At 44.8% G+C, this 22,806-nt stretch carries 17 protein-coding genes, 2 tRNA genes and 3 rRNA genes; 4 read left to right on the plus strand and 18 right to left on the minus strand.

The genetic code is table 11. The features are described from left to right. Positions 1–98: 98 nt before the first annotated feature. Positions 99–1,505: a glutamate--ammonia ligase gene (gene glnA / locus ACMXYR_RS12780; protein ID WP_415901891.1), complete on the minus strand. Its 1,407-nt coding sequence runs from the start codon at positions 1,503–1,505 to the stop codon at positions 99–101. Positions 1,506–1,951: 446 nt separating this feature from the next. Between glnA and typA the strand changes: the two genes are divergently transcribed. From typA to dtd, 3 genes are all read left to right on the plus strand, one after another. Beyond that, positions 1,952–3,763, plus strand: a complete 1,812-nt coding sequence (gene typA / locus ACMXYR_RS12785) for a translational GTPase TypA (protein WP_415901892.1) — start codon at positions 1,952–1,954, stop codon at positions 3,761–3,763. Positions 3,764–3,886: 123 nt separating this feature from the next. Further along, positions 3,887–4,837, plus strand: coding sequence for a prolyl aminopeptidase (gene pip, locus ACMXYR_RS12790; protein ID WP_415901893.1), 951 nt, complete (start codon positions 3,887–3,889; stop codon positions 4,835–4,837). Between the two features lie 27 nt (positions 4,838–4,864). Beyond that, positions 4,865–5,302, plus strand: coding sequence for a D-aminoacyl-tRNA deacylase (gene dtd / locus ACMXYR_RS12795; protein ID WP_415901894.1), 438 nt, complete (start codon positions 4,865–4,867; stop codon positions 5,300–5,302). A 12-nt stretch (positions 5,303–5,314) separates the two neighbouring features. Here the strand turns inward: dtd and ACMXYR_RS12800 are convergent, their stop codons facing one another. Together ACMXYR_RS12800 and ACMXYR_RS12805 are read right to left on the minus strand one after the other, a co-directional pair. Continuing rightward, positions 5,315–5,998 (minus strand): tRNA-uridine aminocarboxypropyltransferase, encoded by a 684-nt coding sequence (locus ACMXYR_RS12800; protein WP_415901895.1) that lies wholly within the window; start codon positions 5,996–5,998, stop codon positions 5,315–5,317. Next, the gene (locus ACMXYR_RS12805; protein WP_415901896.1) at positions 5,995–6,492 is read right to left on the minus strand and encodes a hypothetical protein; all 498 of its coding nucleotides are present in this window, start codon (positions 6,490–6,492) and stop codon (positions 5,995–5,997) included. Before ACMXYR_RS12805 ends, ACMXYR_RS12800 begins: the two co-directional genes overlap by 4 nt. A gap of 152 nt (positions 6,493–6,644) precedes the next feature. On the opposite strand from ACMXYR_RS12805, the gene ACMXYR_RS12810 reads away from it, so the two are divergent. Continuing rightward, positions 6,645–7,487 carry an HDOD domain-containing protein gene (locus ACMXYR_RS12810; RefSeq protein ID WP_415901897.1) on the plus strand — a complete coding sequence of 281 codons (843 nt, stop codon included), beginning with the start codon at positions 6,645–6,647 and terminating at the stop codon, positions 7,485–7,487. A 226-nt stretch (positions 7,488–7,713) separates the two neighbouring features. Here the strand turns inward: ACMXYR_RS12810 and rrf are convergent. The 15 genes from rrf to iscX form a co-directional block, all read right to left on the minus strand. Next, positions 7,714–7,829: ribosomal RNA gene (gene rrf, locus ACMXYR_RS12815) — 5S ribosomal RNA — on the minus strand. A 142-nt stretch (positions 7,830–7,971) separates the two neighbouring features. Then, a 23S ribosomal RNA gene (locus ACMXYR_RS12820) occupies positions 7,972–10,858 on the minus strand. Positions 10,859–11,074: 216 nt separating this feature from the next. After that, positions 11,075–11,150, minus strand: a tRNA-Ala gene (locus ACMXYR_RS12825). A 24-nt stretch (positions 11,151–11,174) separates the two neighbouring features. Then, a tRNA-Ile gene (locus tag ACMXYR_RS12830) sits at positions 11,175–11,251 on the minus strand. Between the two features lie 68 nt (positions 11,252–11,319). Beyond that, positions 11,320–12,859: ribosomal RNA gene (locus ACMXYR_RS12835) — 16S ribosomal RNA — on the minus strand. The 16S, 23S and 5S rRNA genes sit together here with 2 tRNA genes alongside, the layout of an rRNA operon. Before the next feature lie 603 nt (positions 12,860–13,462). Continuing rightward, the gene (gene murI, locus ACMXYR_RS12840) at positions 13,463–14,308 is read right to left on the minus strand and encodes a glutamate racemase (protein ID WP_415901898.1); all 846 of its coding nucleotides are present in this window, start codon (positions 14,306–14,308) and stop codon (positions 13,463–13,465) included. Next, positions 14,305–15,750, minus strand: coding sequence for a ribosome biogenesis GTPase Der (gene der, locus ACMXYR_RS12845; protein WP_415901899.1), 1,446 nt, complete (start codon positions 15,748–15,750; stop codon positions 14,305–14,307). Before der ends, murI begins: the two co-directional genes overlap by 4 nt. An 87-nt stretch (positions 15,751–15,837) precedes the next feature. Then, positions 15,838–16,989: an outer membrane protein assembly factor BamB gene (gene bamB, locus ACMXYR_RS12850; protein WP_415901900.1), complete on the minus strand. Its 1,152-nt coding sequence runs from the start codon at positions 16,987–16,989 to the stop codon at positions 15,838–15,840. Next, the gene (locus ACMXYR_RS12855) at positions 16,990–17,649 is read right to left on the minus strand and encodes a YfgM family protein (RefSeq protein ID WP_415901901.1); all 660 of its coding nucleotides are present in this window, start codon (positions 17,647–17,649) and stop codon (positions 16,990–16,992) included. It lies immediately after the preceding gene. Positions 17,650–17,701: 52 nt separating this feature from the next. Continuing rightward, entirely contained in the window at positions 17,702–18,937 is a 1,236-nt protein-coding gene (gene hisS / locus ACMXYR_RS12860; RefSeq protein ID WP_415903651.1) for a histidine--tRNA ligase, read from the minus strand. 48 nt (positions 18,938–18,985) lie between these two features. Then, positions 18,986–19,966 carry a RodZ domain-containing protein gene (locus tag ACMXYR_RS12865; protein WP_415901902.1) on the minus strand — a complete coding sequence of 327 codons (981 nt, stop codon included), beginning with the start codon at positions 19,964–19,966 and terminating at the stop codon, positions 18,986–18,988. After that, positions 19,963–20,730: a type IV pilus biogenesis/stability protein PilW gene (gene pilW, locus ACMXYR_RS12870; RefSeq protein ID WP_415901903.1), complete on the minus strand. Its 768-nt coding sequence runs from the start codon at positions 20,728–20,730 to the stop codon at positions 19,963–19,965. The genes ACMXYR_RS12865 and pilW overlap by 4 nt, the downstream gene beginning before the upstream one ends. 12 nt (positions 20,731–20,742) lie before the next feature. Further along, a complete protein-coding gene (rlmN, locus tag ACMXYR_RS12875) occupies positions 20,743–21,876 on the minus strand; it encodes a 23S rRNA (adenine(2503)-C(2))-methyltransferase RlmN (protein ID WP_415901904.1) in 1,134 nt (377 codons plus the stop codon). A 78-nt stretch (positions 21,877–21,954) separates the two neighbouring features. Further along, complete coding sequence (gene ndk / locus ACMXYR_RS12880) at positions 21,955–22,362, minus strand: nucleoside-diphosphate kinase (protein ID WP_067869919.1); 408 nt, start codon at positions 22,360–22,362, stop codon at positions 21,955–21,957. A 237-nt stretch (positions 22,363–22,599) separates the two neighbouring features. Continuing rightward, positions 22,600–22,800, minus strand: a complete 201-nt coding sequence (iscX, locus tag ACMXYR_RS12885; RefSeq protein ID WP_415882217.1) for a Fe-S cluster assembly protein IscX — start codon at positions 22,798–22,800, stop codon at positions 22,600–22,602. Between the last annotated feature and the right edge of the window lie 6 nt (positions 22,801–22,806).

Raw genomic sequence — 22,806 nt, forward strand, 5'->3', positions numbered from 1 at the left:
TATTTAGATTTTAATCGACACTAAATAAGTGCATAAGGGTAAGATTTAAAAACAAAAAAGCCTCCACAAGGGAGGCTTTTTTTCAGAAGAATTAAGACTTATACAGAGTAGTACAGGTCAAATTCAACTGGGTGAGTAGTCATGTTCACTTTCTCAACTTCTTCACGCTTAAGCGCGATGAATGCATCAAGCATGTCGTCAGTGAATACGCCACCTTGAGTCAAGAACTCACGATCTTCTTCAAGAGCGTTTAGAGCTTCTTCTAGAGATGAAGCAACCTGTGGGATCTCAGCAGCTTCTTCAGCTGGTAGATCGTAAAGGTCTTTGTCTGCAGCATCGCCAGGGTGGATCTTGTTCTTGATACCGTCAAGACCAGCCATCATTAGTGCAGAGAAACATAGGTATGGGTTCGCAGATGGATCTGGGAAACGCGCTTCTACACGACGTGCTTTAGGGCTAGTCACGTATGGGATACGGATTGAAGCAGAACGGTTACGTGCAGAGTAAGCAAGCATAACTGGAGCTTCGAAACCTGGTACTAGACGCTTGTAAGCGTTAGTAGAAGAGTTAGTCAAAGCGTTAAGCGCTTTAGCGTGCTTGATGATACCGCCAATGTAGTAAAGAGCAGTTTCAGACATACCCGCGTATGCATCGCCAGCAAACAGGTTAACACCGTCTTTAGATAGAGACATGTGAACGTGCATACCAGAACCGTTGTCACCAACTAGTGGCTTAGGCATGAATGTAGCTGTTTTGCCGTAAGCGTGTGCAACGTTGTGTACACAGTACTTAAGAACCTGAACTTCGTCCGCTTTAGCAGTCAAAGTGTTCGCACCAACACCGATTTCACACTGACCAGCAGTTGCTACTTCGTGGTGGTGTACTTCAATTTCAAGATCCATCGCTTCCATCGCGTCACACATAGCGCCACGTAGGTCGTGAAGAGAATCAATTGGTGGTACTGGGAAGTAACCGCCTTTAACACGTGGACGGTGACCAGTGTTACCACCTTCGATCTTGTGGCTAGACGCCCAAGACGCTTCTTCAGAAGCAATTGTGTAACCACAACCAGAGATGTCTGCGTGCCATTTCACTTCGTCAAATACGAAGAATTCTGGCTCAGGACCAAACATAGCTGTGTCAGCAATACCTGTAGACTTAAGGTACTCTTCTGCACGCTTAGCTACAGAACGTGGGTCACGCTCGTAACCTTGACCAGTAGCTGGCTCAACGATGTTACAACGAACGATTACAGTAGTAGCTTCAGAGAATGGATCCAGCAGAGAAGCGCTGTCGTCCGGCATCAGGATCATGTCGGAATCGTTAATACCTTTCCAACCTGAGATGGATGAACCATCGAACATTTTACCTTCTTCAAAGAAGTCATCGCCCATGTCGGAAACTGGGATAGTTACGTGCTGCTCTTTACCGTGAGAGTCGGTGAAACGTAGGTCAATCCACTTAGCATTGCTTTCTTTGATCAGATTCAGAGTCTTCTCTGACATGAGACTTTCTCCACTTAGTAATTACCAGGCTGAACATTGTCAGCCTAAAGAAATCAGAATTAATTATCGGCTTAGGACAAAGCAACAAGTGTGCCAGAAAAGAAAAACCAGCATTCCTCCGTAATTAGAGGCACTTGCAGCATAAATGCACCAAAAGCGCCGCACCAAAATTGAACACAAGCAATTTTAATGCACCATAATAGTGCAAATCTTGTTAAATCAATTTTTACGCACCGTTATGGGCCTATAATATACTCCAACCTTATTAAAAACGCCCACTTATAATGAGCCTGTTTTTAACTTAATTCCTACTCAGATCAATCTACTTATCTGGTTAGAATTAAGAAAAACAAAAACTCTGCAGATTTGATTAAGAAATATGCAGTAATTTATCTATAAACACGTATAATTCCGCATTCGCAAAAATATCTCACAGGTATACACACGTGATCGAAAAGCTAAGAAACATCGCTATCATCGCGCACGTTGACCACGGTAAAACAACCTTGGTTGATAAGCTGCTTGCACAATCTGGCACACTAGGCCGTCGTGATGAAGGCACTGAGCGCATCATGGACTCCAACGACCAGGAGAAAGAGCGCGGCATTACCATTTTGGCAAAAAACACAGCCATTAAATGGAACGACTACCGCATCAACATTGTGGACACTCCTGGACACGCCGACTTCGGTGGTGAAGTAGAGCGCGTACTGTCTATGGTTGACTGTGTATGCCTACTAGTTGACGCTGTTGACGGCCCAATGCCACAAACACGCTTCGTTACTCAGAAAGCATTTGACCAAGGCCTGCGCCCAATCGTTGTAATCAACAAGATTGACCGCCCAGGAGCACGTCCTGATTGGGTTATCGATCAAGTATTTGATCTATTCGATAGCCTAGGCGCTACTGATGAGCAACTGGACTTCCCAATTGTTTACGCATCTGCACTAAACGGTATTGCAGGTCTAGAGCCAGACGATATGTCTGATGATATGACGCCGCTTTTCGAAGCAATCGTTGAGCATGTGGATCCACCAAAAGTAGACGTTGATGGCCCACTCCAGATGCAAGTATCTGCACTGGACTACAACAGCTACCTTGGCGTTATCGGTGTTGGCCGAGTTACTCGCGGTACTATCAACACAAATACTCAAGTTAAAGTTATTGATCGTGAAGGCGCTGTTCGTAGCGGACGCATCCTTAAGATCATGGGCTATCACGGCCTAGAACGTGTAGAAGTAGAAAGCGCAACTGCTGGTGACATTATCTGTGTTACTGGTATTGACGCTCTAAACATCTCTGACACTATCTGTGACCCTGATAAAGTTGAAGCTCTACCAGCGCTAAGCGTAGATGAGCCAACAGTATCTATGACGTTCCAGGTTAACGACTCTCCGTTCGCAGGTCAGGATGGTAAGTTTGTAACTAGCCGTAACATCAAAGAGCGTCTAGATCGTGAACTTATCCACAACGTTGCCCTACGCGTAGAAGATGGTGAAACCCCAGAGAAATTCAAAGTTTCTGGACGTGGTGAACTTCACCTGTCCGTATTGATTGAAACAATGCGTCGTGAAGGCTTCGAACTTGGTGTATCTCGTCCAGAAGTAATTCAGAAAGAAGTCGATGGTGAAATCCACGAACCATACGAAATGGTTATGATCGACGTTGAAGACGAGCACCAAGGTTCTGTTATTGAAGAACTAGGCAAGCGTAAAGGCGACATGACAAACATGGAAGTAGACGGCAAAGGCCGTGTACGTCTAACGTTCATGATTCCATCTCGCGGCCTTATCGGCTTCCGCTCTCTGTTCCTGACAATGACTTCAGGTACAGGCATCATGACTTCTATCTTCGATCACTACGGTCCAGTTAAAGAAGGTGAAGTTGTTAGCCGTATCAATGGCGTGCTTGTATCTATGGTTACTGGTAAAGCTCTTGGCTATGCACTATGGAACCTACAAGACCGCGGTCGTCTATGTATCGAGCCAAACGTTGAAGTTTACGAAGGTATGCTACTAGGCATCCACAGTCGTAATAACGATCTAGCTGTAAACCCAACTAAAGGTAAGCAGCTAACTAACGTTCGTGCTTCTGGTTCTGATGAAAACATTCAGCTGACACCTCCTGTAAAATTCACACTGGAGCAAGCGCTAGATTTCATCGAAGATGACGAATTGGTAGAAGTTACACCTAACTTCATCCGCCTACGTAAAAAGCTTCTTAAAGAGAACGAACGTAAGCGCGCGAAGAACAAGTAAGAGATTTTCTCTATGATAAAAAGGCAGCCTTGAGCTGCCTTTTTTATTTTCCAATACCGTAGCTCTGACACAACTAGCTCACTATACTTAAAAACTAGGACGTCGATCTGTGCCGGAGGCTATATGCGCATTCCCTACCCTGAAATACATCCCTATAACGAATTTCAGCTAAAGGTTTCTGATACCCACAACCTTTATGTAGAGGAAAGTGGCAACCCCCAAGGTATTCCAGCACTATTTGTTCACGGAGGCCCTGGCGGCGGGACTGCACCAGCACATCGAAGCTTTTTTGATCCCGAGAAATATCGAATCATTTTGTTTGATCAGCGCGGTTGCGGCAACTCTGCACCCCATTCAGATCTCACAAACAATACGACCACTGACCTAATAGCAGACATGGAAGTAATCAGAAAACACCTAAATGTGGATAAATGGTTACTATTCGGCGGCTCCTGGGGCTCTACGCTCAGCCTTCTATACGCTCAAGCACATCCAGACCGTGTATCCGGTATGATTCTTAGAGGAATTTTCCTCTGTCGTGATCAGGATATCCATTGGTTTTATCAACGGGGTGCAAGTGCAATTTTCCCCGACTATTGGAAAGAGTACGAGCAGGTCATTCCTAGCACTGAGCGTAAGGACATGCTCAAAGCCTATTACAAGCGCTTAACCTCATCCAATGAGATCGCTCGAATGTCTGCAGCAAAAGCATGGTCTATTTGGGAAGGTCGCTGCTCCACTCTGGACCCAAACAACGATATCATTGATCATTTTGCAGACCCTCACGTAGCGCTTGCAATGGCGAGAATAGAAGCACATTTCTTTATAAATAAAGCCTTTATCGAGCCTAACCAAATCATTAATAATTGCTCCAAAATAGAAGAAATCAAAACAGTAATCGTACATGGCCGCTACGATATGGTGTGCCCCATCGAACAAGCTCAAGCCCTTTATGACGCTTTACCTCAGTCAGAGTTTCACATCGTAAGAGATGCAGGCCACTCAGCTTTCGAACCTGGAATTACTGACAATCTAATTCGTGCAACAGATAACTTCGCCATCTCATTGGCATAAGACATGCGGACACAATAAAACCTAAATATGAAAGCACTAATCCAACGAGTCAAATCTGCAAGCGTTGAAGTAGACGCTGAAACCGTAGGGAAGATCAACCAAGGCATTCTATTACTACTTGGTGTTGAGAAAGATGACACCGAAGCAGATGCGAACAAACTACTTAAGAAAATACTTGGTTACCGGATTTTTTCTGACGAAGAAGGAAAAATGAATCTCAACCTACAACAAATCAATGGTGGACTGCTCGTTGTCTCTCAATTCACGATTGTTGCAGACACTAAAAAAGGGCTTCGCCCCAGCTTCTCTTCCGGCGCATCGCCAGAGCATGGTGAAAAGCTATACAACTATTTTGTAAAGCAAGCCGAACAACAGCACAAGGACGTTGAAACAGGCATCTTCGCTGCAGACATGGCCGTGTCATTAGTCAATGATGGACCAGTTACCTTCTGGTTAGAAAGCTAAATCCTAGACCTATCAAACCTTCAGAGCGAGCTGATAGGTCTTTAAACGCTTCTTCTCTTCTGCATCATCGTCAAGCGGTCGATTTAAACGTGCCGCCCGATAATGGCTATTAAAGACTGAAAAATAATCTGACATTATTTCAGCCCCTTTTTGATCCCCGGCTAGTTTTAACATTTCAACAGCGACTTCAGCCGTACACAATTGACCAACAACAGGCGCCTTACGCAACTTATACTGAGAGGTAGAAGTTACTTGGGGTTGGATAACAGGGAGGTGGTCTAAATAACGGCTATGCCTAAACATACGCCTAGCTTGACGCCAAGTACCATCAAGGATGATGAAAACCGGCTTTTTTCCGGGCTTGAGCTCAAAATCTACCATCCTACCCTGATAGTCATCGCCCTCAGGAAAAACAATATAAGGGTCTATAGCCTCATGATTTATTGCCTCAAGCAACCGCTGGCTAGGCTCAGTCCTTGACCATTTAAATCGCTGCGTGTCGGCAATACAGTCCTCAATAAGACGACCCGTATTCGTAGGCTTAAATGTTTCGTCATGATGCATAAGCAAGTAAAAACTCGCTAAAGCATCGTACTGAAGTTTGTAGTCACAAATGCAAGCGCGAACAGACAAAAGACAAGACTGACAACGCTGAGTTTTAGACCCACGCGCAATGAAAGGTTTTGATTCGATCATTGTAGAGTTTGAGGCTGATTAGAGGATTGAAACAATTCTGCTGAAACACCCCAGTCTAGACCTACAGCACCACGATGTAATAGGTGAAAGATCTGATGAAGTTCCTGATAGTTTAAAACACTAACGGCAATAGGTTCATCGCTGCCAGAAAAGAACAACAATTTATATTGCCCCTCATGATGACTAATATCCAAACGACTAAGTAGAAATGCACTTTCGGCAATAACTTTTGTATTTTCACGCTGAACCTGGAGCGCTTGCTGAGCATCTTCGTGATGAAACTGAGCCATATGCATTTTTTGCTGTACTGGGGCATCAACAATTTCGCTAACAGTCTTTTCTAGCAAGCCCTGAGCAGCGTCAAGCAAGCGCAAGACGAGTTTTCGAGTTAGCCAGAAATCAATTCTTTGCTGACCATTACTTAGATTGCCTACCAGTAAAATGCGATCTTCAAGCTGATCGTAGTTAAAAGTAAAAGCAGCAATATTTAACATCTAACGACCTATTTGATCTGCAAGACTAAAAGTTAATTATATAATCCTAGCCAGATAATTTGTCTAAGCTAAGCTTTTGAATACAATTAAAAATTGTCAGCTACCATTGAATAAAGTAAGTTGTATTTTAACAACTATTTGAGAAGGACTGTATGCCTCCTGTTTCTGAACAATCAACGAGCTATGTCATTCCAGCACGCCCTGAAGTACTCATCGGTATTACTGAGGCCTTGAGACAGCCGGATCCCGACATAAAAGGGATATGTAATTTAATTAAACAGGATGTAGCTTTATATAGCTCTGTTATAGCAACAGTTAATTCATCTTATTTCGGTATACGTACCGAGATATCTTCTGTAGAACGTGCTGTAGCACTTTTAGGCATTAAGCGTGTATTCAATATTGTACAACTTGCTGCATTAAAAAATAGCCTTTCAGCAATAGGCCCAATGGAACGCTTTTGGGACACTGCAACAGAAGTAGCCCGAATTACTGCAGCTTTGGCAAATCAGTTTACAAATCTAGATCCAGATGAAACATATACACTAGGCATGTTACATGACAGCGGTATCCCTCTGTTAATGCAAGCTAAACCAGAGTTCAAAGACAAACTAAGAGAGCTGAATGGCGCAAGTTTGACAGAGCTTAATGAGCAAGAGATTGCTCTATATGGCGTGAGCCATTATCAATTAAGCGCTGAGCTGGCTAGAAAATGGAATATAGGCGAATCTACTGCCGAAGCTATCAGCAGACAGCCTTATTACGAACAAACCTTCAGAGAACCAGCTGACGAGAAAGAAGAGATGCGCCTAAAATTATGCATGCTTCTTTTAGCACGAGATATCAGCGATGCTTACCGCCATTTCTGGCGTATACCAGATCCAAAAGAAGATACTCTCAAGATAATGCCCATCTTAAACTTTCTTGGAATTAGCGATTTCGACTATGCAGATCTCAAAGAAGACATAGTTAATACACTAAGCCTGCAGCAATAAAGGACAGCTAAGGACAGCTAAGGACAGCTAAGGACAGCTAAGGACAGCTAAGGACAGCTAAGGACAGCATTCAGTTTAATATTAGGATTAATTAAGACAACTCATCCTTACCAAGCTGCCTGGTTTTATCCGCTTCAAGCCGGTCCTATCTGCTCTTAACCGTATTTTTAGCCCAACACGAAAAAACCCCGATCACAGCGTGACCGGGGTTTTCTCTTAATTAAATGCTTGGCGATGACCTACTCTCACATGGGGAAGCCCCACACTACCATCGGCGATGTTGCGTTTCACGTCTGAGTTCGGGATGGATTCAGGTGGTTCCACAACTCTATGGTCGCCAAGCAAAACTGTTACAACTTAGATCTGATTCTTCTTTTATTTGATCTAGATAGTTCTTCGACTGTAGCTTAACTACGCGCTAATTCGTTACTCTCTATCGTCTTACATATCTTACAAGTCACTTGCCAAACGCCTTGGGCGTTATATGGTCAAGCCTCACGGGCAATTAGTATTGGTTAGCTCAACGCCTCACAGCGCTTCCACACCCAACCTATCAACGTCGTAGTCTTCAACGGCCCTTTAGGGGAATCAAGTTCCCAGTGAGATCTCATCTTGAAGGAGGCTTCCCGCTTAGATGCTTTCAGCGGTTATCCCGTCCGAACGTAGCTACCCGGCAATGCAATTGGCATCACAACCGGTACACCAGAGGTTCGTTCACTCCGGTCCTCTCGTACTAGGAGCAACTCTTCTCAAATCTCAAACGCCCACGGCAGATAGGGACCGAACTGTCTCACGACGTTCTAAACCCAGCTCGCGTACCACTTTAAATGGCGAACAGCCATACCCTTGGGACCGGCTTCAGCCCCAGGATGTGATGAGCCGACATCGAGGTGCCAAACACCGCCGTCGATGTGAACTCTTGGGCGGTATCAGCCTGTTATCCCCGGAGTACCTTTTATCCGTTGAGCGATGGCCCTTCCATACAGAACCACCGGATCACTAGAACCTACTTTCGTACCTGCTCGACGTGTCTGTCTCGCAGTCAAGCACCCTTCTACTCTTGCGCTCATTGCATGATTTCCGACCATGCTGAGGGTACCTTCGTGCTCCTCCGTTACTCTTTGGGAGGAGACCGCCCCAGTCAAACTACCCACCACACAATGTCCCCGATCCCGCTTAGGGAACTGGGTTAGAACCTCAACATTACCAGGCTGGTATTTCAAAGGTGGCTCCACCCTATCTGGCGACAGGGTTTCAAAGCCTCCCAGCTATTCTACACAAGTAATGTCAAAGTCCACTGTGAAGCTGTAGTAAAGGTTCACGGGGTCTTTCCGTCTAGCCGCGGGTAAACTGCATCTTAACAGCTATTTCAATTTCACTGAGTCTCGGGTGGAGACAGTGTGGCCATCGTTACGCCATTCGTGCAGGTCGGAACTTACCCGACAAGGAATTTCGCTACCTTAGGACCGTTATAGTTACGGCCGCCGTTTACCGGGGCTTCGATCAAGAGCTTCGCGCAAGCGCTAACCCCATCAATTAACCTTCCGGCACCGGGCAGGCGTCACACCCTATACGTCCTCTTTCGAGTTTGCAGAGTGCTATGTTTTTAATAAACAGTCGCAGCCACCTGGTATCTTCGACCGGCCTCAGCTTAGGGAGCAAGTCCCATCACCAAAACCGGCGCACCTTCTCCCGAAGTTACGGTGCCATTTTGCCTAGTTCCTTCACCCGAGTTTTCTCATACGCCTTAGTATTCTCTACCTGACCACCTGTGTCGGTTTAGGGTACGGTTAGTCATAACCTGAAGCTTAGAGGATTTTCCTGGAAGCATGGCATCAACTACTTCAGTCCATAAAGGACCTCGTCATCGATTCTCGGTCTTAAAAGAGCCCGGATTTACCTAAGCTCTAAACCTACTATCTTAAACGCGGACAACCAACGCCGCGCTAGCCTAGCCTTCTCCGTCCCCCCATCGCAGTTATGAGCAGTACAGGAATATTAACCTGTTTCCCATCGGATACGCTCTTCAGCCTCTCCTTAGGGGCCGACTCACCCTACCTCGAATAGCGTTGGATAGGAACCCTTGGTCTTCCGGCGGGGAGGGTTTTCACCTCCCTTATCGTTACTCATGTCAGCATTCGCACTTCTGATACCTCCACGGTGCCTTACAGCTTCCGCTTCAACAGCTTACAGAACGCTCCTCTACCATGCACAAAGTGCATCCGTAGCTTCGGTGTTATGCTTAGCCCCGTTATATCTTCCGCGCGGGCCGACTCGACTAGTGAGCTATTACGCTTTCTTTAAAGGGTGGCTGCTTCTAAGCCAACCTCCTAGCTGTCTAAGCCTTCCCACATCGTTTCCCACTTAGCATAAACTTTGGGACCTTAGCTGACGGTCTGGGTTGTTTCCCTTTCCACGACGGACGTTAGCACCCGCCGTGTGTCTCCCGTGATTGAACTCATGGGTATTCGGAGTTTGCATCGGGTTGGTAAGTCGGGATGACCCCTAGCCGAAACAGTGCTCTACCCCCCATGGTTAGACACGAGGCACTACCTAAATAGTTTTCGAGGAGAACCAGCTATCTCCGAGTTTGATTAGCCTTTCACTCCTATCCACAAGTCATCCGCTGGCTTTTCAACGACAGTCGGTTCGGTCCTCCAATGCATGTTACTGCATCTTCAACCTGCCCATGGATAGATCACTCGGTTTCGGGTCTACTCCTAGCGACTGGACGCCCTATTAAGACTCGGTTTCCCTACGGCTCCGCAAATGCTTAACCTTGCCACTAAAAGTAAGTCGCTGACCCATTATACAAAAGGTACGCAGTCACCGTCCGAAAACGGCTCCCACTGCTTGTACGTACACGGTTTCAGGGTCTATTTCACTCCCCTCACAGGGGTTCTTTTCGCCTTTCCCTCACGGTACTGGTTCACTATCGGTCAGTCAGGAGTATTTAGCCTTGGAGGATGGTCCCCCCATATTCAGACAGCGTTTCACGTGTGCCGTCCTACTCGATTTCACTTTAAAAGACCTTTCACATACGGGGCTATCACCCACTATGGCCACACTTTCCAGAGTGTTCTGTTAAATCTAATAAAGCTTAAGGGCTAGTCCCCGTTCGCTCGCCGCTACTTAGGGAATCTCGGTTGATTTCTTTTCCTCTGGGTACTTAGATGTTTCAGTTCCCCAGGTTCGCCTCTAATAACCTATGTATTCAGTTAAAAGATACCTATAAATAGGTGGGTTTCCCCATTCGGAAATGTCCGGATCAAAGGTTGTTTACCACCTCCCCGAACCTTATCGCAGGTTACAACGTCCTTCATCGCCTCTGACTGCCAAGGCATCCACCGTGCACGCTTAGTCACTTGACCATATAACCCGAAGGCGTCTGGAATCACAGTAACTTGTATTGCTAGTAACGATAGATTTCGCCGAATTGGCGCATGCAGTAAAACTACATGTCTTAAATCTAAATCAAATGAATCAAATCCAAATTGTTAAAGAGCGTTTAAAGCAAAAAAGCTTTAAAAGATAATGTCTTAAACGACAATATGTTTTAAAACTCTTCCTTCTCATCCAGAGGATGATGGTGGAGCTATGCGGGATCGAACCGCAGACCTCCTGCGTGCAAAGCAGGCGCTCTCCCAGCTGAGCTATAGCCCCAAGAAAAACAGTAAGGCTATTGATTGGTAGGCCTGAGTGGACTTGAACCACCGACCTCACCCTTATCAGGGGTGCGCTCTAACCAGCTGAGCTACAAGCCTACACCGTTGCTCTTAACTTCTCTGATCAGATAATTCGTGTGAACGCTTGCCGAGAATCGGCTTTCGTTTAAGGAGGTGATCCAGCCCCAGGTTCCCCTAGGGCTACCTTGTTACGACTTCACCCCAGTCATGAACCACACCGTGGTAACCGCCCTCCCGAAGGTTAAGCTAGCTACTTCTGGTGCAATCCACTCCCATGGTGTGACGGGCGGTGTGTACAAGGCCCGGGAACGTATTCACCGCGACATTCTGATTCGCGATTACTAGCGATTCCGACTTCATGGAGTCGAGTTGCAGACTCCAATCCGGACTACGACCGGTTTTCTGAGATTAGCTTACCCTCGCAGGTTCGCGGCCCTCTGTACCGGCCATTGTAGCACGTGTGTAGCCCAACTCGTAAGGGCCATGATGACTTGACGTCGTCCCCACCTTCCTCCGGTTTGTCACCGGCAGTCTCCTTAGAGTTCCCACCCGAAGTGCTGGCAAATAAGGACAAGGGTTGCGCTCGTTACGGGACTTAACCCAACATTTCACAACACGAGCTGACGACAGCCATGCAGCACCTGTCTCAGAGTTCCCGAAGGCACGAAACTATCTCTAGTAACTTCTCTGGATGTCAAGAGTTGGTAAGGTTCTTCGCGTTGCGTCGAATTAAACCACATGCTCCACCGCTTGTGCGGGCCCCCGTCAATTCATTTGAGTTTTAACCTTGCGGCCGTACTCCCCAGGCGGTCTACTTATCGCGTTAGCTGCGCCACTAAAAGATCAAGTCTCCCAACGGCTAGTAGACATCGTTTACGGCGTGGACTACCAGGGTATCTAATCCTGTTTGCTCCCCACGCTTTCGCACCTCAGTGTCAATATCGGTCCAGGTAGTCGCCTTCGCCACTGGTGTTCCTTCCTATATCTACGCATTTCACCGCTACACAGGAAATTCCACTACCCTCTACCGTATTCTAGATTGGCAGTATCAGGTGCAGTTCCAAGGTTGAGCCCTGGGCTTTCACATCTGACTGACCAATCCACCTACGCGCGCTTTACGCCCAGTAATTCCGATTAACGCTCGCACCCTCCGTATTACCGCGGCTGCTGGCACGGAGTTAGCCGGTGCTTCTTCTGCAGTTAACGTCACAGCTAGCAGGTATTAACTACTAACCTTTCCTCACTGCTGAAAGTGCTTTACAACCCTAGGGCCTTCTTCACACACGCGGCATGGCTGCATCAGGCTTGCGCCCATTGTGCAATATTCCCCACTGCTGCCTCCCGTAGGAGTCTGGACCGTGTCTCAGTTCCAGTGTGGCTGATCATCCTCTCAGACCAGCTAGAGATCGTCGCCTTGGTGAGCCATTACCTCACCAACTAGCTAATCTCACGCAGGCTCATCCAATAGTGCAAGGTCCGAAGATCCCCTGCTTTCCCCCGTAGGGCGTATGCGGTATTAGACCAAATTTCTCTGGCTTATCCCCCGCTACTGGGTAGATTCCTACGCGTTACTCACCCGTCCGCCACTCGTCATCAACTAGCAAGCTAGTCATGTTACCGTTCGACTTGCATGTGTTAGGCCTGCCGCCAGCGTTCAATCTGAGCCATGATCAAACTCTTCAGTTTAAATCATTTGTGTTACCAGGAATGTGGTAACGGGCTCTAGTACTAAACAACCGGATAACATTCTTAAGAACGTTAAACCTTTGTAAATCGCTTTAAATGAATTCACTTGGTTGCTTGTCTAGAAAAAGTTTGCTTCTTCTCAACAAGCGCCCACACGAATTATCTGATCAAATTGTTAAAGAGCGTTGCTTTCTTGACTCTCCGCTGAACCAGCGTTTCGTCTCAAGCGAGGCGCATATTCTACTTTGCGCTCATTCAAAGTCAACCGTTTATTTTGCAATTTTGTAAAAAGTTTTTACTCAGCAACCGGACTTTGAATCCTGCTCTGTAAGCGATCTTAAAAACCAATGTTTTCAATCACTTACTAAGCACCTCACTCAGCTCTGAAGCCCCTTAAAAAGCGGCCTCCCTAAGCAAGGACGGCGAATTCTACAGACATCTAAAAATGCGTCAACAGCTAATCTTCAAAAAACTGAAAAAAGTTATAAAAAACTTACAAAACGCTACCAATCGATTAAGGACTAATCAGCGGTGTATAAATACTAGTCAACAGATACAAAAAAGGCGCTGAGTTTTTACTTCCGCGCCTTCTGTTTAGTACATTTAGTCTGGTGTACTGAAATGCTGAATATCTACCTGCTGTATTTCGCCAACATCAATACTTTCAGAAAAAAAGTTAGTCGCAACTCGAGCAAACCTTAAAGGATCATCTGTAACTAAAAACTCAACTTCGCCTTTTTTCGATGAGACATTTAGCAATCTTGATTTTTCTAATGTTTTCTCAACGGCATTTGCCGTAGTTTCTGCAGAATCAACTAAAGTAACCTCTTCACCCATCACAGCAGAAATACTCGATTTTAAAGCTGGAAAATGGGTACAGCCTAAAACAAGAGTATCAATTTTACCTAAGCCTCTATGTTTAAGTGGTTGAAGGCACTTACCCACAATCTGCTCAACTAACTCACCTTCGTGCCATCCTTCTTCCGCCAAAGCTACAAATAAGGAGCAAGCTTCTGCAGAAACAGACGCTTCAGGATTTAGTTTAAGAATTGCGTTTTGATAGGCCTGATTATTAACCGTACTCTCGGTTGCGATAATACCTATATTGTTATTACGCGTTACTTCACAACCGGCCTCAGCCCCTGGACCTACCACACCCATAACAGCTAGCTGCGGATAAATTGCTTGTAAAGGCTCAACAGCAACCGCTGAAGCAGTATTACAAGCAATCACTAATAGTTTTATTTTACGCTCTACCAACGCAGTTGCTGCTTGCTCTGCATATCGGGTCACTGATGCAGCACTTTTAGTGCCGTAAGGAACCCGAGCGGTATCACCTAGATAAAGAAGGTTCTCTGAAGGCAAACGTTGCCTAAGCGCATTTAGTACAGTCAGTCCACCTACACCTGAATCAAATACGCCTATAGGAAGGCTAGAACTGTCGCTCATTTTTTGTACTTAGCTTTTTTCTTTTTATTAGCTTTTTTCAACTGCCTTACGTGATCACGGAAACGCTCTTTTTTAGCCAATTGCCGACTACTCAGCAGATTCTGCTTTCCTTCAAAGGGGTTTTCACTCGACTTGAATTCAAAACGAATAGGCGTGCCTTTAATACCCAAAACTTGGATGAATTTATTTTCTAAGTATCGCTTATAAGAACCTGGTAGAGATTTTGTCTGATTACCGTGAATTACGATCACTGGTGGGTTAGAGCCACCTTGGTGCGCATAACGCAATTTAATGCGGCGACCTTTAACCATTGGAGGTTGATGGTCAGCTACCACATCTTCTAGTAGTCGAGTTAACTTACTCGTTGACCACTTCGCCATTGCATATTCGTATGCTTCATCGACTGAGTCGTACATATTGCCGACATTACTTCCGTGCAATGCTGAGATAAAATGCATTTCCGCAAAATCTGCAAACTCTAGCTTTCTTTCAATTTGCTCTTTTACTTTTGCTTTCTCTTCACCTGTCATGCCATCCCACTTGTTAAGTGCGATAACCATAGAACGACCGCTATCGATGACAAAGCTGAGCATGTGCATATCTTGCTCAGTAACCCCTTCTCGAGCATCAATCACAAACACAACGACATGAGCATCATTAACCGCTTGCAGTGTCTTAACGATAGAGAACTTCTCTGCCGCCTCTGTAATATTTTTACGGCGACGCACACCTGCCGTATCAATTAGTGTGTAGTTTTTGTCATCCCTTATATATGGGATATAAACACTATCACGTGTTGTACCAGCCTTATCAAACACGACAACACGATCTTCACCAAGCATACGGTTTACCAAAGTAGATTTACCTACATTTGGACGACCAACTACCGCGATCTTAATACTCTTATCAACTTCATCCATGGTTTCTTGCGTTTCTTCCTCTACTTCAGGAAGCTCTTCAAGAACCATCTCAATCAATTGAGTTACACCACGACCATGCGATGCAGCTATAGGGAATGGCTGACCAAAACCCAATTCATAGAAATCAGCAACAACTACATCGGGGTTTAAACCATCAGTTTTATTAACTACAAGATAGAATGGCTTATTACTGCGACGTAGGTAATTCGCAATCATTTCATCAGCAGGGTTAATACCAGCTCGGCCATCTACGATAAATAGCACCACATCCGCTTCTTCGACTGCCTGAAGCGACTGTTTTGCCATTTCATAATCAATACCTTGTTCATCACCGGTAATACCACCGGTGTCCACAACAATGTAATCCTGTTCTTCATTTGCCAATCGACCTTCACCGTATTTTCTATCGCGGGTCAAACCTGGCAAATCAGCAACCAAGGCATCTCGAGAACGAGTAAGACGATTAAACAATGTAGATTTGCCGACATTTGGTCGACCAACTAGCGCAATTACCGGTAGCATTTTACTCACTCCTGCTTTAAGTGCAGGTAAAAACAAAAACGGCGGCTATCTGCTCAGCAAATAGCCGCCTGAAAATTTATAATCTAATTACTGCAAACTTAGGGCAGCTAATCGACCACCATTAGTCAGCACGTAAAGGACATCATCTTTCACGACCATATCACCATAGACACCTGACGAGTCTAGTTTATGACGCGCAATAAAGCGGCCATCGATCTGTGATAGGAAGTGGATGTACCCTTGACGATCAGCCACTGCAATTTCAGAACCTAAAGAAACAGGTGCTGTGATGCTTCGATATTGAAGCTTAGTTTGACGCCATACACTAGCGCTACTTCCTCTATCAAAGGCCTGTACAGAATCATCAGCTTCACTTACGTAGATATTACCAAAGCCTTCAGCCATTGAACGGTAGCTTGATACGTCCTGCGCCCATACAACCTGAGCTCTATATGGATTAATAGCTACTAAACGTCCCTGATAACTCGTAACGTATAACACGCCATCAACAAGCAATGGACGACCATCAATATCGACCATACGTTCTAATTCAGAACGGCCTTGCGGAAGCGCGACACGGTTTTCCCAAATAGGGATACCTTTTTGGTTATCTAATGCAACCAGCTTACCACTCGCCAAACCAGCAAAAGTCACATCGCTAGCTACGATTGGCGTACTAGTACCACGTAGAGTAAGCCTTGGCACTTGGCTATCGTAAACCCAACGCTTTTCGCCAGTACTCGCCTCAAACGCTACGATTTTACCGTTGATCAGCTGAATAACTGCTAGCTCAGCATTAAACTGAGTCGCTGATGTTGCTTCCGAACTAACTTTACCACGCCATAGCTCATTACCATTATCCGTAGCAAGAACGATCACCTCGCCCTCTTCAGTAGTAACAGCCACTTTACCGAATCCAGCACCTACGCCACCAACAATCGACTGCTCTAGTTCAACGGTCCAGCGTTTTTTACCTGTTTCTAAATCAAAGGCTATAACAGAACCATCTGCATCCGCTGCAAAAATAGCATCATGATCGATAGCTGGTTTAAATTGATGGAATTTCCCCTTCATACCGGAGCCAGCAGAAGTGGACCAAAGTACCGTTACTTTTTTCTCTGCGTCAAATGACTCTAATGGCGTCGGTTGAACCTCTTCCCCGTCATCACCCCAGAAACCGCAACCGCTTACAACAGCTGCTAACAGACCAACAGCCGTTACACGAACAAGGCTCTTCATTTAGCTATCCTCAGATGCCAAGTCATTAAGTTTCATTTCCAGAATAGGTCGAGAACCTTCTTGACCCGCCGCTGTAACTGCAATTTTGTATGCTGCACGAGCTTTATCTGCATCACCTTGTTGCAAATACAGATCACCTTTCAGTTCTTCAATTGCAACTTTGTAACCACCCACTGGCACACTACCAATAAGCGTCAGTGCTTTATCTACTTCACCTTGAGCAGCAAGAATGCGTGCTTTACGTAAGTTAGCCAAAATAAACATAGATTCCGTTGGCTGGTTTTTAAGCAACCACTCCAACTCTTCTAGTGCTTTTCGTAGCTCATTATTATCTGCAGCTACACGGGCCATTATTAACGCTGCATAATTAGCATATGCCGTGCCTTCATAATCATCTTTTAGCTGCTGACTCAAGTGAGTAGCAGTAGCTAGTTGAGCTTCATCTTGTTGAGGTCCAACTGCACCTACAACGGCTTCTAGAAGGTTTTGATACAGAATAGATGCATTTTCAGCTTTAGCTGCCTGTTGATCTTGCCAGCCTTTCCATCCCAATACAGCAGCCAATGCCACAGCAACGCCTAAAATTAGGGATTTGCCGTTTTCATTCCACCAGTTTTTAAGTGCCTGGACCTGCTCTTCTTCGGTGCGTAACTCTGCCACCATTAACTCCTGTATCTAATAGACTTTTACGTTCGTATTTTACTAATCAGACTTATCGTAGACCGCTGATCTTATCGACAATTTGTTCTTCATTAAGATCAAATGAAGGCTCTTTGTCATGCCAAATTGTGCCAGAAAGTTGCTGATTATCGTTTGCTTTAAGCAACAGGACAATAGGCGCACCCGTTTGCTGTGCTTTTTGACTGATATTTTTTAAACCGCCGCAGTGAATACGAACCCTTAGACCTGGGAATTGATCACGTAACTTATCTGCGAATAATACGATTCGCGATTGAATACCTTTCTCTTCAGCTGCCACATAAAGATCAAAAGGCTGCTTCACACTCTCAGGAATCAGATCTAATGTTTCCAACATTAGAATCAGGCGTTCAACACCCATTGCAAAACCTACTGCAGGTGTTGGACGTCCACCAAGCTGTTTAACCAAGCCATCATATCGACCACCTGCACATACTGTTCCTTGAGCACCTAATTTCTCAGTCACCCACTCAAAAACTGTTTTGCAGTAATAATCGAGACCACGTACTAGACGGGGATTAATCTCATAGGCGATACCAGCCTCATCTAACATTGCAGTCAATTCAGCAAAGTGCGTTTTCGACTCTTCATCAAGATAATCAGTTAGCACTGGGGCTTCATCAAGTAACGCCTGTGTATTCTGTTCTTTACTATCTAGAATACGTAGAGGATTGGAATCAAGACGACGCAGACTGTCTTCATCTAACTGATCCTTTCTCTTCTCTAAGTATTCTACAAGTGCAGCTTTGTATTCCGCTCTTGCCTCATTACTACCTAGAGAATTTAACTGGAGCGTTACCGAATCGAGAAGACCTAAACGTTTCCATAAACGAGCACTTAGCATGATCACTTCGGCATCAATATCAGATGACGCCATACCAAAGGTCTCTACGCCAATTTGATGAAATTGACGATAACGGCCTTTCTGCGGGCGCTCATAACGGAACATTGGTCCTTGATACCAAAAGCGCTGCATCTGATTGAACAACAAGCCATGCTCTTCTGCTGCGCGGACACAACTCGCAGTACCTTCTGGGCGCAAAGTTAAGCTTTCACCATTGCGATCATCAAAGGTATACATCTCTTTTTCTACGATATCAGTCACTTCTCCGATAGAGCGTTTAAAAAGATTTGTTTGTTCAACCACAGGCATACGAATTTCACTATATCCGTATGCTGATAAAACATCTTTAACTGTCTTTTCTAGGTACTGCCACACTGGCGTTTGTTCAGGCAGGATGTCATTCATCCCGCGAATGGCTTTAATCTTGGCCAAAACGAAAACCTTAATTCAAAATTATTCTGCTACCGGAAGGGTCAAGCGGACAATATTCTTACGTGTGTGAGGGTCAAGATTAAGTGCTTTACCGTTATAGCTCACACTAGACACAGCATCTGCAGCGCCAATCAAAACATTCAACGGAGGCTTACCTGTCACATTAAGACTTTGCCCTTTACCTCTTAAGTTATTAAACAGAGTTTTGCCATTAGCATCTTTGATAGTCACCCAACACTCTGCGATAAAAGAAGCGCTAAAATCAACCTCATTTAGGTCAGCCACAGAAGGAGCAGGAGCAGGTTCTGAGTCAGGCGCAGCTTCAGCCTCTTCTGTTTGTGCTTCAGTTTGCTCAATCGTCATTTGCAATTGTTTTATCTCCGCATCAGTCAGATACTGAGGCTCGGCTTCAGACTGACTCTCAGGAGACACTTCTTTCAGTGATTCAGATACAGGCTGGTCATCTATCTTTGGCAACACGAGCTGTGCTGTACCACCTTCTATTGCTACTACCGCATCTTCTGTCTGTGTAGCTAATGATTCTACTTGAGCGGCCTCTTCTTCAGTAACAGCTAAATCTATAGATCCACCATGCTGAGTCTGCCACCACCAAACGGCCAATCCTATTAAAGCAGCTACGATTATCCAGGTTGAGACTTTCATCACGGGGTGATTCATTTCAACTTGCTGACGAACGCGGCTGACTGGACGAATTTGGCCTTTACCTCCTTCACCATGAATCGATTCAAACTCAGAAACAAGTTGATCATCATCTAGGTGAAGTAGTTTTGCATATGCACGAATATAGCCTTTAGCAAAAACCAGGCTTGGTAAGCCTTCTAAACTACAAGCTTCTAATTGATTGATATAGTGTGCAGGCAAATTCAGATCTGTCGCTACCTGCTCAATACTTAAGGATAGATTTTCACGTGCTGTGGTTAAACGTGCACCCCACTCTTCTGCCAATACTTCGGGCAAACATTCTTGCTGTTCTATGCTCAACGAGTGGACTCCTTATATTCCTGATACTCTTTAGATTCAGGAAATAAATTTTTCAATATCAAAGCGTATGTTGCTGCTCTGGATGCATTACGCTCTTCTCTTGCTAAACGAATACCAACCCAAAGGCTTTTAGCGTAATGTTCAACTCTACGGCTTTCAACAAGTACTAAGAATTTTTGAAACTGCTTATCCGCTTCTGGATAGTTACCTTCAGCAAGCAATATTTCAGATAACTCAACCATAGACACCGGTCTATTAGCCGTCACCTGAAGAGCACGCTGGAAAGCATGCTTAGCCGCATCTTCTCGATTTAGATGCCGATAACAACGACCTAAATTTTCAAATGCTTGGGAGCGACGATTATAAAAAGGATCTTCTGTCGCTCGCGCTAAGGCTTTACACGCTTCTTCGTAACGCCCTTTTGCAAACAAAAACGCGCCAAAATTATTGTGCATCATTGCGGATGAAGGCTCAAGTGCCGCTGCTCTACGAAAATATTTTTCTGCTAAAGCATCATCACCTTCAATTTGGAACGCCAATGCTATGCCATTATGAGCTTCAGCATAACTTGACTGTATTTCGATAGCTCTTTGAAAAGAAGTTTTCGCATTTGAAGTATCGCCTGATTGAAGGTATTGAAACCCTAAGCGAGTATAAGCTTCATGAGCCTGATTTTTTTCACTATTATTTGAGGAGCCTTTTGTTGCACACCCTGCAATGACTAGCACCATAAAAAAAGCGAGTACCAGTTTGATTCCTCTCACGCGCTATCCCTCTTATTGCGTATTTTGCGGCACCTGCTGTTCTTCTTGGACAACAGGAATATATTTTTGACTGCGTCGGGTTTTATCTGCTACTTGCCCCACTAACTGACCGCAGGCTGCATCGATCTCATCCCCACGTGTACGTCGTACTGTCGTTACAATTCCACCATGAACGATTACTTCTTTAAATGCCAGAATTCTTTCTTCCGATGGACGCTCATAACCCGAATTTGGGAATGGATTAAATGGAATCAGGTTTAGCTTAGATGGCATCTTACGCAGAATTTTTAATAACTGCTTTGCGTGCTCTGGCTTATCATTCACACCGTTGATCAAAGTATATTCAACAGTAATAACACGCTTATCATTTAAGTTTTCAAGATATCGGTTACACGCAGCCACCAATTCTTTAATTGGATAACGACGGTTAATCGGCACCAAAATATCTCGCAGATCATCATTTGGAGCATGAAGGGATACAGCCAAGGAAACATCCGTTACATCTTTTAACTTATCAATAGCCGGCACAACGCCCGCGGTTGATAACGTTACTCGACGCTTAGAAAGGCAGTATGCATTGTCTTCCATCATTAATGTCATCGCATCGACAACATTTTCAAAATTCATTAAGGGCTCGCCCATACCCATCATTACAACATTGGACACCACGCGCTGTGAGGTCGTGTTGTAATCGCCATAAGAGCGAATCGCAATCCTAAGCTGACCAATAATCTCAGCCGCTGTTAGGTTGCTGTTAAAACCTTGCTTGCCGGTGGAGCAGAAACTGCAATCAAGAGAACAGCCTACTTGCGAGGAAACACAAAGAGTTTTGCGCTCACCATCAGGTATAAGTACGGCCTCAACACTTGAACCACCATCCGTACGGATAACCCACTTACGGGTTCCATCTTTAGAAGTCTTTTCCATGATGACTTCAGGCTCACGGATTTCAGCAACCTCCGCCAATTTTTGGCGCAAAGATTTGCTGATATTTGTCATCTCTTCAAAATCAGAAGCACCTAGCTGATGAATCCATTTCAGTACTTGAGTTGCTCGGAATTTCTTTTCCCCAATTTCCTCAAAGAAAGCTTCCATCTTTGTTGGAGATAAACCGAGTAAATTTACTTTTTTAATGGATTCAGTCATGGATGACAGGTACTCATATTTTGTAACAAAGGCAGGCTGCCTATAAAAAGTCTAGATTACAGACAGCCCAAACGGTAATTACTTACCGAAGAAGTATGCGATTTCGCGCTCAGCAGAAGCTGGAGAGTCAGAACCGTGTACAGCGTTAGCGTCGATAGACTGTGCAAAATCACGACGAATAGTGCCTTCAGCTGCTTCTTGTGGGTTAGTTGCACCCATAAGTTCGCGGTTAAGAGCGATTGCATTTTCACCTTCTAGAACCTGAACAACTACAGGACCAGAAGTCATGAATTCAACTAGATCACCGAAGAATGGACGCTCTTTGTGCTCAGCGTAGAAACCTTCAGCTTCTTCTTTAGAAAGCTGTTTCAGTTGCATTTCAACGATTTTAAGGCCGTTAGACTCGAAACGAGAAACGATTTTACCGATTACATTTTTAGCAACAGCATCAGGCTTGATGATAGAGAACGTACGTTCTAGAGCCATTGTTTTAACTCCCAAAATTAAAATAAAAGAAATATCTAAAAACCAGCACAGCAATATCTAAGCACAATTAAACAGAAATCATGCATAAACTTAGATAGCTGAAAATAGGCTTTTAGATAGCCCCTCGAAATCAGCGCGCAATTATACGCCACTCTTATGACAGAAGACAGTAGCTAATATTAGCCTCCATAACCAAACAAACCCGGCAAGCCGGGTTTGTTTAAAGGACTAATGGAATTAATCCATTTCCTCTATCCAAGCCATTTGAATCCCTTCCAGAATTTTCTCGCCACAACGATCTGGATCATCATCAAATTCTTCTAGATCCATAACTTTCTGGTACAGATCCGGGAAGCTAATTACCATTGGGTCCTGATCTGGATATTTTTCAGATAACTCAATAGCGATATCTAGAACATCTGTCCATCTAAGACTCACAACCAG

The sequence above is a fragment of the Neptuniibacter sp. QD29_5 genome, assembly GCF_047778125.1.
In the GTDB taxonomy this organism is placed as follows: domain Bacteria; phylum Pseudomonadota; class Gammaproteobacteria; order Pseudomonadales; family Balneatricaceae; genus Neptuniibacter.

Excerpts from the sequence above, each read along its gene's own strand:
- glnA (WP_415901891.1), bottom strand. The coding sequence starts at position 1,505 with ATGTCAGAGAAGACTCTGAATCTGATCAAAGAAAGCAATGCTAAGTGG.
- pip (WP_415901893.1), top strand. The coding sequence starts at position 3,887 with ATGCGCATTCCCTACCCTGAAATACATCCCTATAACGAATTTCAGCTA.
- dtd (WP_415901894.1), top strand. The coding sequence starts at position 4,865 with ATGAAAGCACTAATCCAACGAGTCAAATCTGCAAGCGTTGAAGTAGAC.
- ACMXYR_RS12800 (WP_415901895.1), bottom strand. The coding sequence starts at position 5,998 with ATGATCGAATCAAAACCTTTCATTGCGCGTGGGTCTAAAACTCAGCGT.
- ACMXYR_RS12805 (WP_415901896.1), bottom strand. The coding sequence starts at position 6,492 with ATGTTAAATATTGCTGCTTTTACTTTTAACTACGATCAGCTTGAAGAT.
- ACMXYR_RS12810 (WP_415901897.1), top strand. The coding sequence starts at position 6,645 with ATGCCTCCTGTTTCTGAACAATCAACGAGCTATGTCATTCCAGCACGC.
- murI (WP_415901898.1), bottom strand. The coding sequence starts at position 14,308 with ATGAGCGACAGTTCTAGCCTTCCTATAGGCGTATTTGATTCAGGTGTA.
- der (WP_415901899.1), bottom strand. The coding sequence starts at position 15,750 with ATGCTACCGGTAATTGCGCTAGTTGGTCGACCAAATGTCGGCAAATCT.
- bamB (WP_415901900.1), bottom strand. The coding sequence starts at position 16,989 with ATGAAGAGCCTTGTTCGTGTAACGGCTGTTGGTCTGTTAGCAGCTGTT.
- hisS (WP_415903651.1), bottom strand. The coding sequence starts at position 18,937 with ATGAATGACATCCTGCCTGAACAAACGCCAGTGTGGCAGTACCTAGAA.
- rlmN (WP_415901904.1), bottom strand. The coding sequence starts at position 21,876 with ATGACTGAATCCATTAAAAAAGTAAATTTACTCGGTTTATCTCCAACA.
- ndk (WP_067869919.1), bottom strand. The coding sequence starts at position 22,362 with ATGGCTCTAGAACGTACGTTCTCTATCATCAAGCCTGATGCTGTTGCT.